The 12,357-nt window shown below is 74.7% G+C and carries 7 protein-coding genes; 4 read left to right on the forward strand and 3 right to left on the reverse strand.

The window, feature by feature from the left end:
- Positions 1–44 precede the first annotated feature (44 nt).
- The 3 genes from Sm713_RS24835 to Sm713_RS24845 form a co-directional block, all read right to left on the reverse strand.
- Positions 45–1,637: a DUF5719 family protein gene (locus Sm713_RS24835; protein WP_212912313.1), complete on the reverse strand. Its 1,593-nt coding sequence runs from the start codon at positions 1,635–1,637 to the stop codon at positions 45–47.
- Positions 1,634–5,701 carry a glycosyltransferase gene (locus tag Sm713_RS24840; RefSeq protein ID WP_212912314.1) on the reverse strand — a complete coding sequence of 1,356 codons (4,068 nt, stop codon included), beginning with the start codon at positions 5,699–5,701 and terminating at the stop codon, positions 1,634–1,636. Before Sm713_RS24840 ends, Sm713_RS24835 begins: the two co-directional genes overlap by 4 nt.
- 802 nt (positions 5,702–6,503) lie before the next feature.
- Positions 6,504–6,764 carry a WhiB family transcriptional regulator gene (locus tag Sm713_RS24845; RefSeq protein ID WP_212912315.1) on the reverse strand — a complete coding sequence of 87 codons (261 nt, stop codon included), beginning with the start codon at positions 6,762–6,764 and terminating at the stop codon, positions 6,504–6,506.
- 730 nt (positions 6,765–7,494) lie between these two features.
- On the opposite strand from Sm713_RS24845, the gene Sm713_RS24850 reads away from it, so the two are divergent.
- From Sm713_RS24850 to Sm713_RS24865, 4 genes are all read left to right on the forward strand, one after another.
- Positions 7,495–8,016 carry a cysteine dioxygenase family protein gene (locus Sm713_RS24850; protein ID WP_212912316.1) on the forward strand — a complete coding sequence of 174 codons (522 nt, stop codon included), beginning with the start codon at positions 7,495–7,497 and terminating at the stop codon, positions 8,014–8,016.
- A gap of 212 nt (positions 8,017–8,228) precedes the next feature.
- Positions 8,229–9,236, forward strand: a complete 1,008-nt coding sequence (cofD, locus tag Sm713_RS24855) for a 2-phospho-L-lactate transferase (RefSeq protein WP_212912317.1) — start codon at positions 8,229–8,231, stop codon at positions 9,234–9,236.
- Positions 9,233–10,657 carry a coenzyme F420-0:L-glutamate ligase gene (locus tag Sm713_RS24860; RefSeq protein ID WP_374196065.1) on the forward strand — a complete coding sequence of 475 codons (1,425 nt, stop codon included), beginning with the start codon at positions 9,233–9,235 and terminating at the stop codon, positions 10,655–10,657. The genes cofD and Sm713_RS24860 overlap by 4 nt, the downstream gene beginning before the upstream one ends.
- 146 nt (positions 10,658–10,803) lie before the next feature.
- The gene (locus Sm713_RS24865; RefSeq protein ID WP_212912318.1) at positions 10,804–11,892 is read left to right on the forward strand and encodes a DNA-3-methyladenine glycosylase; all 1,089 of its coding nucleotides are present in this window, start codon (positions 10,804–10,806) and stop codon (positions 11,890–11,892) included.
- The last annotated feature ends 465 nt before the right edge of the window (positions 11,893–12,357 follow it).

Below are 12,357 nucleotides of genomic sequence, written 5' to 3' on the forward strand. Positions count from 1 at the left end.
TCGACCGCCGGAGCGCCCCTGCCGGCCGGAACGCCCCGCCGCCCCTACCGCTGCAGGATCGACAGGTCCTCCCCCGCCTTCGGGACCTCGACCATGCCGTGGTCGTCGGGGAGGGGCTGGACGGTGAACATGGGGATGCCGTCGTAGGGGAGTTCCAGGGTGCGGGAGGCGTAGAGCGGGCCGCCCGAGACCGGTTCCACGGTGAGGGCGTAGGTGCCCTTGAGGCCCCCTGGGGCGGAGGGCTGGACGGCGAGGGTGGTACCGGCCTTGACCGTGTACGTCTTGGAGGCCGGTGAGCCGCCGCCGCTGCCCGCGGACGAGGTGACGCGGACCTGTACGGCGCCGTGGGGCGCGGTGAGGGAGAGCGTGGTGCCCTTGGCGTGGTTGTCGACGGCCGTCGCCCGCTCGCCGACCGGGGCCGTGGCCGGGATGAACGCCGACTCCTGGTCCCCGCCCTTGCCGCGCACCACCCTGAGCGCCGCCACCACGGGCACCGCGCGGCCCTCGGAGCCCGAGGGGGTCAGCATCAGCGTGCCCGCCTCGCCCCGCGTGATGTCACCGAGGTCGACGGCGGCCGTCATGCCCGACTTGACGTGCAGCGTCTCGTGGCCTGCCGGCGTGATGGAGCCGGTCGGGGACACGAACTTCACGTTCAGGTCGGCGTCGTCCTCGCCGGGCGCGAAGGCCACCAGGCGGGCGGACGTGGCGTCCTTCGGGATGCCCGGCAGGACCTGGGTGGTCGCGGGCGTCCCTGCCGCGGGCAGCCAGTCGCCGCCCAGATGGGCGTCGGCGGCCTGCAACGCGGCGGAGACCCGGCCGCTGCGCACCGTCACATGGACCGTGAGGTTGTCCTCGGGCCGGTCGGTGAGCGTCGACAGCAGCACGGGGACGCTCTGGTGCGGCCCGACCTGGATGCCCTCGCCGACGTCCGACTTGATGGCGCCGCCCTTGCCGTACAGGTCGATGTCGGCGACGGCCGCGGAGTCGTCCGGGTTGGTGAGGTGGACGTAGTCCGTGCGGTCGTCGGCGGTGCTCGCGCCCGGGAACCAGAAGTCCGTGTCGGGCGCCGAGCAGTTCAGGCCGTAGATGCCGCGGCCGTCGCCCGCGGGGACCTGGGTGGTCTGCTGCACGGTCCAGCCGGGGGCCATGGCGCCGTCGGCGGAACCGATCAGCGCGGGCTGGTCGGCGCCGTCGGCGTCCGCGGTGGCCGGCTTGCCGGGCCCCGTGCCGGTCAGCACCGGTTTGGCGGCCGCCCCGCCGGCCTTGCCTGACGCCTTGTCACCGGACTTGGCGTCGTCCTTGCCGGCCTTGCCGTCTTTTCCGGCCTTGTCATCCTTGCCGCTGCCGGAGCCCGACGCCCCGCCGGAGTCGTCCGACTGGCCGCCCGCGGCGAAAAGTTGGGCGGAGCCCTTGGCCGCGCCGCTCGCGGAGCCCGGCGTGAAGGACGTGTACGTGGTGTCGGCGAGGTCCGAGGCACCGGGCGAGGGGCAGAGCAGGCTGCTGCGTTCGACGGGCCGCCGTGCCGCGGAGCCCCCGGTGCCGTCGGCCGAGCCGTCGGGCGCGGTGAGGGCCGCGAGTCCGGTGATGACGACGAGTCCCGTCGCCCCGGCGATCAGGGAGAGGGTGGTGCGGTTCACTGCTGGCTCCCGTCGGGGCGGTCGCTGTCGTTGCCGTGGGGCGGCCGGGCGGGGGGCGGGGGCACCTGGCCGTAGGCGGGGTCGTAGCCCTGGCCGTACGCCGGGTCGTAGCCCGGCTGGTCCGGGCCGCCGGACTGCTCGTACGGGCCCACGTAGTTGCCGAACGCGTCGTACCGGCCGCCCGCGCCGTACTGCCCCGGCTCCTGACCGGCCTGCCCGTAACCGGCGTCCTGGTAGCCCTCGGCCGGGTACTCGCCCGAGGCGTGGTCGCCGGGCTGGTACTGCTGCCCGTAGGCGTCCTGGGCGTAGGCACCGCTCTGGTAGGCGCCCTGGTCCGTGAACTCGCCCTGCTGGTAGGCGTCGCCCTGGTACTGGCCGGCCCCGTACTGGCCCTGGGCGTACTGCTCCTCGCCGTACCCGCCGTAGCCGGGGGCCTGGTAGGGCTGCTGGCTGCCCGTGTCCCACTCGGCGTACGCCCCCTGCTGGGGGATCTGGCCGGCCGTCCGGTCCTGGTCGCCGGGCGCCGTCGCCTCGCCGTCCGCCATGGCGGCGACCACGTCGGGGTCCGGGACGCCGGGCTGTCCCGTGTCGTCCGACTGCTGGGGCACGCCCGTGGGGTCGGCGGGGTCGGTGCCGGGCGGGCCCTGGGCGGGCACCGCCATGGGGTCGGCGGCTGTGCCGTCCGCCCCGGCCGCCGCGCCCTCGGCGGATTCCGCCTGGGCCCGCAGCCTGCGCGCCCTGCGGCCCTCGCCTTCCACGGGCTCGGCCGGGACCAGCGTCTCCTCCGGCAGGTCGTCGTCGATGTCGCGGCGGCGGCCCGGCAGCGCGAGCACCACCAGGACGAGGGCGAGGAAGCCCTGGATGCCCAGCCACACGGTGTGGCCGACGGGGTCGTCGAAGGTGACGTCGAGACGGCCGCCGGACGCGGGCAGCTTGAAGCCCTGGGCCCAGCCGTCCACGGTGGTCCTGGCCAGCGGCTGACCGTCGAGCGTGGCCGTCCAGCCCTCGTCGGCGGTGTCCGCGAGCCGCAGGACCCGTCCGCCGGCGCCGGACGGGATGGTGGTGTGCACGTCCACGGGGCCGGCGGCGACGGAGGCGGGCTCGGCGGAAGCGGCGCCGGACGGCGGCTCGACGACCACGCGGGCCACCTGGCGGTCGAGGCGCCACAGGGCGGTGCCGTCCTGCTGGCTGAGCCGGGTGAGGCCCGGGGTGGCGTCCAGGACGCGGCCCATCTGCCGGGCCGCGCCGTCCTGCACCAGCACGTAGCGCACCGCGAAGCCGCCGAGCTGCTGGGCCTGGTCGGCACCGGAGCCCGCGATCAGGTTGGCCACCACCGTGTCCAGGCGGGCGTTGCCGCCGCCCGACGCGGCCAGCTCGGCGTCACCGAGCCGGGCGCCCGAGCCGCGTACGAGGCTGTACGAGACCTTGGCGGGCGAGTCGCCGTCGAGGACGAGCGTGCGGGCCTGGTCCTGGGTGGCGCTCTCCTCGGCGACGAACGCGGGCACCTGCACCGGGTCGCGCCGCTCCAGCGGGCCGTCCGCGCCGCCGGCCATCCAGGAGAAGGCGGACGCCAGCGGCCCGAGCACCGCGGCGAGGGCGATGAGCGCGGCGACGGGCTGCCGCCAGCCGAAGCTGAGCTCGGTCACGCGCTCGCGTGCCCCCTCGGCGCCGACCGCCGCGGCCCCGAGCAGGGCGAGGCCGTAGACGAGGGTGGCCGGGCCCGCCCACGTCGACGCGTTGGAGAGCGCCGCGAAGAGCAGGCCCGTCAGGGCGACGGTCCAGGCGACGTACACGGCCGTCTGGCGCTCGCCGCGCAGCAGGGCGGCGAGCGCGGCCAGCGGGATCCCGATCATCAGCAGGCCCGTGAGGGTGCCGGGGCCGCCGGGCGAGGTGCCCAGCAGGTCGAGCGCGGAGGCGGCGCCCTTTCCGTACGGCAGGCCGGCCTCGCGGAAGAAGCCGAAGGGCAGCAGCGACAGCGACCAGGGCGCCAGGATCAGCAGGGGGGTGCCGAGCGTGACCAGGAAGCGCAGCCCGTGGGCGGTGAGGTCGGCTCGGCGGAGCGCGAGCAGGCCGAGGCCGAGGACCAGCGCGAGGGGCCAGACGATGGGGGTGAAGGCCGTGGCCACCGTGAGCAGCAGGGTGTAGGCCCAGGTGGCGCGCCAGCTGCCGCGCGCGCCGGGGGCGGCGCCGGACGCGAGGCCGGCGGACGCGATCGCCGCGCGCGCGAGGAGGGGCAGCAGGATGGCGAGCACCGCCGTGCCGATCCGGCCGCCCGCGAGCGCGCCGGTGGCCGCGGGCAGGAAGGCGTAGGCGATGCTCGCCCAGGCGCGCAGCAGCCGGGACTCGACCAGCGGCCGGGAGGCGAAGTAGGCGGTGAAGCCGGCCAGCGGCACCGAGCAGACCAGCAGCACGGTGACCGCGAGGCCCGTCGAGCCGAACAGCACGGTGGCCAGCAGCGCGACGATCGCCAGATAAGGGGGCGCGGAGTCGGTGCCGCCTGCGCCGACCGGATGCCAGGCGTCCAGGTACCGCCCGAGCAGTTCGAACGAGCCGCTGGGGGCGGGCAGCAGAGCACCGCCGGCGAGGGCGCCGCCGCCGAGCAGGGCGCGGCAGGCGACGAGGGAGATGAGCAGCAGCACCGCGAAGAGCACGGGCCCCGGCTTGCGGGCGATGCGCTTGAGGCGGGCGAACTGCTCGATCTCCAGGAAGTCCGCGTCGTCGCCGCCGGGTCCCGACTCGACGGCTCCGCCGTGCCGGCCGGCGCCGGGCGTCTCGGGGTCGGAGCGGCCCACCAGATTGGCGGCGGCCTGCTCGACGGTGAGCCGCACGGTGGCGCCGGGCGGCGGGAACAGCGGGCGCAGCTCGTCCTTCCCGACGGCCGGCGCGCCGCGCCGGTGGCGGGCGGCGAGGATCCGCTCGGGCCGCAGCAGCGTCGCGAGCAGGCCGGAGATCTCGTCGATGGCCTGGAGGGGCACCTTGCCGACGAGGTAGGCGAGGGTGCGCATGACGGTGCCCAGCACCAGCCGCAGCAGCACCCAGGGGAGCACGGCCGTGCGGGTGTTGGCGAGCAGGGTGTAGGCCGCGCCGGCCTTGTCGACCTTGTGCGGGGAGGTCGACGTACGGCCGACGCAGTCGACGGTGCGGCGCTCCCGGGAGGCCGCCTCCGCGTGGCGCACGATCGCGTCGGGGGCGATCAGGACGCGGTGCCCGGCGGTGTGGGCGCGCCAGCACAGGTCGACGTCGTCACGCATCAGGGGCAGCCGGCGGTCGAAGCCGCCGAGCGCGTCGAAGACGTCGCGGCGGATCAGCATGCAGGCGGTGGACACCGAGAGCACGGGCCGCACCTGGTCGTGCTGGCCCTGGTCCTGCTCGCGGCGGTCGAGGCCGGTCCAGCGGCGGCCGCTGTTGGCGATGGTGACGCCGACCTCCAGGAGCTGGCGGCGGTCGTACCAGCCGCGCAGCTTGGGGCCGACGATCGCGACGTCGTTGCCCGCCTCGCGCTCCTGCTCGACGACGCGCAGCAGCTCGGCCAGGGCTTCCGGCTCGGGCGCGCAGTCGTCGTGCAGCAGCCAGAGCCAGTGCTCGGGCTCGCCGTACGGCAGGTCCGGCATGTCGTACGCCTCGTCCCGCCAGGTGCGGGTGACCGGGTCCCAGCCGCTGGGGCGCTTGAGGTACGGCAGGTCGTCGGGGGTGAGCACGCCGGAGGTACGGGCGGCCTCCTCGACGGCGGCGCCGAATCCGGTGCGCCGCGCGAGGTGCAGCACGCGGTCGGGGCCGATGGCCTCGGTGACCAGGCGCGCCGAGTCGTCGGCGCTGCCGGTGTCGGCCGCCATCACGTTCTGCACGGGGCGGTTCTGGCCGAGCAGGCCGGCGAGGGCGTCGGGGAGCCAGCGGGCGCCGTCGTGCGCGACGAGCACGGCGGTGACGACATGCCGGGGGAACTCCGGTGGCGTCGCCGGGTCGGACAGGGGCTGTCCGGCCGGGTCGGACATCGACTGTCCCACCCCGCCGAACCCTGTGGCGGCGTCTGCATACTGCGTGGCCGGATGGCTGTGCACGGACATCGAGGTACGGGCCCCGGTTCGCTGGACTGCGGTGGACGCACCGGGTCCCGCTGCGGTCGCGGTGCGTCTCGGACGAAGGCCCACACTAACGGCTGGGCTCGGGCGCCAGCTCCCGCCTGTGGACAACCCCACGCCCGCCCGCTCCTCCACGAGGCGCGCGCCGCCCCCTCGACGGCGTACGCGCCGGCGCCTCTCGGAGCCACAGGCGGGGGCGCGACGGCGCGTGGGCAGCGGGACGCGACGGTCCCCGCCCCCACCGAGCGGGGCAGGGCGGTCCCGTCGCGCCCGGCCGGTACGCCTCCCGCCGCCTCCCGCCGCCTTCGGCCGGAGAGGAGCGGACGGAAGGAGCCGATTCCGTCCGTCCGCATAATCTGACGGAAAGTCAATTCGCGAAGGCCCGCGTACGCGCCGGAGATTGATTGCGCGCCAGCGATTCCGCACTCCGGCCGTTACCCATCGGTATCGTGCGCCGGCGCACGATTCGGCACCGCCGATACGCACGCACCGATGCCCGCCGGAAGGGATTCGCCTCCGACACATACCGAGCGGACGCTTACCGAAGGGATTCCGCTCCCACCTGGGCGCCGCCCCGGGGATTCCGACGCCCGAACACCCGTGGCCTGCGCTCAGGGGCGAATGCGGGAATGTGTCGCGGCCGGCAAGGCGCCGCGGAAACGAAGGGCGGCGGCGCGAAAGAGCCGGAAGGCAGGGGGTGCCCGGCGAGGGGCGCGCGGGGTCCCGGGACCCCGCGCGTGCCGAGCTGGGGCGGCGCTCCCCGCGATCGGCCGCCCTGCGGGACCGCCTAGACGGCGGCCTTCTTCAGGCGGCGGCGCTCGCGCTCCGAGAGGCCGCCCCAGATACCGAAGCGTTCGTCGTTGGCGAGCGCGTATTCGAGGCATTCCGAGCGGACTTCACACGCAAGGCATACTTTTTTCGCCTCGCGCGTGGACCCGCCCTTCTCGGGGAAGAAGGACTCAGGGTCGGTCTGAGCGCACAGCGCGCGCTCCTGCCAGCCGAGTTCCTCTTCGGCCTCGACCAGCAGTTCCTCAAACAGCTCGGTCATATGTGCCCCTCGTCTGTCTTTGCGACCCCGTGGTGCGCTCGACCGATTGCGGCCGAACGACACGAGTGAAATTACAAGTGTGACGCTCCGTGGCAGTCAAGCCGGGATCTGCTAGCCAGCCCTGTATTCACTCTGCGGAACCAACCCGTCGCCGAAAGTGTTCAAATCCGCATATACCTGGCACATGCCAGAGGCGAGTCCCGAAGACCGGTCCCCCTCGCCGATCCCTCCGGGTGGTCCACAGGGCGCCGCAGGCCTTCTGCGGTCGTGTAGGTACCTCCGCAGGGAAAGACGTCGCACGAGCCCATCCAGTTCAGCCAAGCTCCCGGCACCTCACGGAACCCTCGCCGCCCCTGAGGCACATGAGGATCGAGCCACCGGGCGCGAGGCCCCGGCCACCCCGCCCCGGCACCGCCCAACCTTGCCCACACCCTCCCCGTTGCTGAAACCTTTCGTCCAGCTCAGCAATCAGATGGAGTGAAACATCCCCGCCAAATCCGGCATCCGATTGACAACATCAGGTGTCAACCGATGTCCTTGTGGGCATGCTCGCGAACCCAGCGCTCTCCGCGACCCGTCCCACCGGGTCTCCCAGTGCTGCCCCCGCGCGCATGAGCTGTTGTCGTCACTGCTGTTGAGCTCCACCGCTCCGGCTCCTCCCCCGACGCCCCCCGACCCGGGCGGCCGTCCGCGACACGTCAGCTCTCCCACCGAGGACGTCTCTCCCGCCATGAACAACGACAGCGACCTCCAGATCGCCGGCGACATCCTTGAGGTCACCCACCTCCTCCGGCCCGCCCCCGCGCACCCCTCCACCGTGGCCGACTTCGCCGGCCTGGCCCGCGGGATCGCCGCCGACCGCGCCCGGTGGAAGCCCCTCGTCCGCTACGACGCCCTGAGCCGCTGGTACCACCGGCTGCGCACCGGGCCCGGTTACGAGGTGTGGCTGCTCTCGTGGGTGCCCGGGCAGGGCACCGGAAAACACGACCACGGGCCGTCCTCCGGGATCCTGACCGTCCTGGACGGCGCGCTCACCGAGCACACCCGCCGCAGCGCGCACACCCTCGTCCCCGGCACCCAACGCGTCTTCGCCCCCGGCTACGCGCACGACGTCGTCAACGACTCCCTGGAGCCCGCCGTCAGCCTGCACGTCTACTACCCGGGCCTCACGGAGATGCCCATCCACCCCGCTCACTGCGCCACGGCCCGGCGCCCGGCCCGCACCGACGAGCCCGGCCACGCCGTCACCTGACGGGCCGCCACGGCCGGGGAGACCGCCCTCTTCCGAAAGCAGCGCTTCCGGTCTGAGGGCACGCCGCTTCCGGCGGGGGAGCACGACGGGTCCGGCGCTCCTGAGGAACGGGGCGGGCGCCGGGGCGCCGGGCGCCGGCGCCCCGCGGCCCCTGCGACCGGTACCGGGCCGCGGGCGAAGCGTTGTCGTACCCGCCTGCAAGACTGGGCGGCATGCGCATTGTGGTTCTGGCAGGCGGCATCGGCGGTGCCCGGTTCCTCCGTGGTCTCAAGCAAGCGGCACCGGATGCCGAGATCACCGTCATCGGCAACACCGGGGACGACATCCACCTCTTCGGCCTGCGGGTCTGCCCGGACCTCGACACGGTGATGTACACCCTCGGCGGCGGCATCAACGACGAGCAGGGCTGGGGGCGCACCGACGAGACGTTCCACCTCAAGGAGGAGCTCGCCGCGTACGGCGTCGGGCCCGAATGGTTCGGCCTCGGCGACCGCGACTTCGCCACCCACGTCGTCCGCACCCAGATGCTCGGCGCCGGCTACCCGCTGAGCGCCGTCACCGAGGCGCTGTGCGCCCGCTGGAAGCCCGGCGTGCGGCTGATCCCCATGACCGACGACCGCGTCGAGACCCATGTCGCCGTCACCCTCCCCCCGGAGGGCGCCGAAGGGGCGGCGGGGGACGGTGCGGGGGCGGGGGCGGCCGGCGAGCAGCGCGCCATCCACTTCCAGGAGTACTGGGTACGGCTGCGCGCCTCGGTGCCCGCGCATGCGGTGGTGCCCGTCGGGGCGGACCAGGCGAAGCCCGCGCCCGGCGTCCTGGAGGCCATCGCCGAGGCCGACATCATCCTCTTCCCGCCGTCCAACCCGGTGGTGAGCATCGGCACCATCCTCGCCGTGCCCGGCATCAGGGAGGCCATCGCGGACGCCGGGGTGCCGATCGTCGGCCTCTCCCCCATCGTCGGCGGCGCGCCCGTGCGCGGCATGGCCGACAAGGTGCTCGCCGCGGTCGGCGTGGAGACCACCGCCGCCGCCGTCGCCGAGCACTACGGCTCGGGCCTGCTGGACGGCTGGCTGGTCGACACCGCCGACGCGGCGGCCGTGGAGCGGGTGACGGCCGCGGGGATCCGGTGCCGCGCGGTCCCGCTGATGATGACGGACCTCGACACCACGGCCCGGATGGCCGAGGAGGCCCTCACCCTCGCCGAGGAGGTGCGGGCATGACCGACGGCACGCGCGCGATGGACGACTCCACGGCGCACGACTCCACGGCGTACCGGGTCTGGGCCCTCCCGGGCATGCCCGAGGTCGCGCCGGGCGACGACCTCGCCAAGCTGATCGCCGCCGCCGAGCCCGGACTCCGGGACGGCGATGTGGTCCTCGTCACCTCGAAGGTGGTCTCCAAGGCGGAGGGCCGGATCGTCGAGGCGTCCGACCGCGAGGCGGCCATCGACGCCGAGACCGTCCGGGTGGTGGCCCGCCGCGGCACCCTGCGGATCGTCGAGAACCGCCAGGGCCTGGTGATGGCCGCCGCCGGCGTCGACGCCTCCAACACCCCGGCCGGCACCGTCCTGCTGCTGCCCGAGGACCCGGACGCCTCGGCGCGCGCGGTGCGCGCCGGGCTGCGCGCCATCCTCGGGGCGGACGTCGGCGTGCTGGTCACCGACACCTTCGGGCGCCCCTGGCGCAACGGCCTCACCGACGTCGCCATCGGCTCCTCGGGCGTCCGCGTCCTGGACGACCTGCGCGGCGGCACGGACGCCCACGGCAATCCCCTCCAGTCCACCGTCACCGCCACCGCCGACGAGCTGGCCTCGGCGGGCGACCTGGTCAAGGGCAAGACGGCCGGGCTGCCGGTGGCGGTGGTGCGCGGGCTGGCGCACATGACGTACGCGGCCGGCGGGCACGCCGGCGTGACCGCGGGCACCACCGGCGGGGACGGCCTCCGCACCGGCGAGGGCGGCGGCGAGGCGGAGGGCGACCCGGACGAGGGCGCGCGGGCGCTGGTGCGCGTCGCGCGGGACGACATGTTCCGGCTCGGCACCTCGGAGGCGGTGCGGGAGGCGGTCGCCCAGCGGCGCACGATCCGGGCGTTCACCGACGAGCCCGTGGACCCGGGCGCGGTGCGCCGCGCGGTCGCCGCGGCGGTCACCGCCCCGGCACCGCACCACACCACTCCGTGGCGCTTCGTCCTGCTGGAGTCGCAGGAGTCGCGCACCCGCCTGCTGGACGCCATGCGGGACGCCTGGATCGAAGACCTGCGCGGCGACGGCAAGACGGAGGAGTCCATCGCCAAGCGGGTGCGCCGCGGCGAGGTGCTGCGGGCCGCGCCCTACCTGGCGGTGCCCTGCCTCGTCATGGACGGTGCGCACGCCTACGGCGACCCGCGGAGGGACGCCGCCGAGCGCGAGATGTTCGTGGTCGCCACGGGCGCGGGCGTGCAGAACTTCCTCGTCGCACTCGCCGGCGAGCGGCTCGGCTCCGCCTGGGTGTCGTCGACGATGTTCTGCCGCGACGTCGTCCGCGAGGTGCTGGGGCTGCCCGCCGCGTGGGATCCCATGGGGGCGGTCGCGATCGGCCACCCGGCCGAGCCGCCCAAGGAGCGGCCGGCGCGGGACGCGGAGGCGTTCATCGAGACGCGGTGAGCCGAAACGTTCGCCGAGACCCGGTCAGCACGGAAACACGCGCACACGGACACGCAGAGCACACGAGCACCCAGCTCCCAAGCACGCAGAAAGCAGCATCAGAGCCGAGCACCCCGCACCCGAGCACGCAGAGGAAACCGGCCACCGTGGCAGGACGCTTCGCCCCCCGGCACCCCATGCGCACCACCGTGCGCGGCGGCCACCTCGGCGTACCCGCACAGCGCCCGGGCACGGGCCCAGCGGCCGGCGGCACGGACCCGGCGACCGGCGGCACGGGCCCTGCCACGGCACCCGCGCCCCGGCGGGCGCCCGTCGCGCCGCGCCCCCGGGCGCTGACCCGGCGGTGGACGCCGCCCTGGCCGCTCGACCTGGGCCTGGTGATGGGCCCGCTGCGCCGGGGCGGCGGCGACCCCACGTTCCGCGCGCTGCCGGACGGCTCGATCTGGCGGGGCACCTTCACCCCCGCCGGGCCGGGCACGTTGCGGGTGGCGGTGTCCGGCGGCGACGTGGAGGCCGTCGCCTGGGGGCCGGGCGCGACCTGGCTGCTCGACCGGCTGCCCGACCTGCTCGGCGCCGCGGACGATCCGTCCGCCTTCACTCCCCGGCACCGCCTCGTCGCGCAGGCCCGGCACCGCAGGCCGGGCCTGAGGCTGACCCGCACGGGGCTGGTCCTGGAGTCCCTGATCCCCACCGTGCTGGAGCAGAAGGTCACCACCCAGGAGGCGTACCGGGCGTGGCGGCGGCTGGTGCGCGGCTACGGCGAGCCCGCGCCGGGGCCCGCCCCCGACCGCCTGCACGTGATGCCCTCGCCGCGCACCTGGGCGCTGATCCCGTCCTGGGACTGGCACCGAGCCGGCGTCGACCAGAAGCGGTCGTCGACGATCCTGCGGGCGGTCCGGGTGGCCCGGCGCATGGAGGAGGCCGTGCGGCTGCCGCCCCCCGAGGCCCGCGCCCGGCTCGAACTGGTACCGGGCATCGGGCCCTGGACGTCCGCGGAGACCGTGCAGCGCAGCCACGGCGCCCCGGACGAGGTGACCGTCGGCGACCTCCACCTGCCCGGCATCGTCGGTTACGCGCTGAACGGCGACCGGAACGCCGACGACGACGAGATGCTCCGGCTCCTGGAGCCGTACGCCGGGCAGCGGCACCGCGCCGCCCGGCTGATCCTGCTCAGCGGCACGGCCCCGGCCCGCCGCGCACCGCGCATGTCCCGCACGGACATCGGCCTGCTCTGAACCCACGGCGACCCGCGGCCGGTCGGCCACCACGGAACGAGGCGGGCAGCCAGGGCAGTTGAGCGGGACGTGGCGTCCCCTGCCCGGCGCCCCGACCCCGGCGCGCCACGCCCCGGGCTGGCCAGAATTCCCCGGCATTCACGGCCGTCAGGAGTCAAGCATCGCGTTCGGTGTGTCCGCACCGCCATCCGGGATGTTTACCGTGAGCGTTTCACTCATTTGGAAGCACAACTCCGCTCACCGGCCCCTCGTTCATCACGGCAGTAACACACCAGCGAAAAAAACCGCAATGCAGGCACTGTTCCGGAGACGGCCAGGGCCGCCAGGCCGGATCGTTTCCCGGACGAGCACGCACTGCGTCCCGATACGAACAGAGGCTCTTCTGTGAACCTGAAAAGAATCGCCACTGTGTCGCTTTCCTCGGCGGCCTTGCTCGCCACCGGGGCAGGCGTATCGCAGGCAGAT

The organism is Streptomyces sp. TS71-3, assembly GCF_018327685.1.
In the GTDB taxonomy this organism is placed as follows: Bacteria; Actinomycetota; Actinomycetes; order Streptomycetales; family Streptomycetaceae; genus Streptomyces.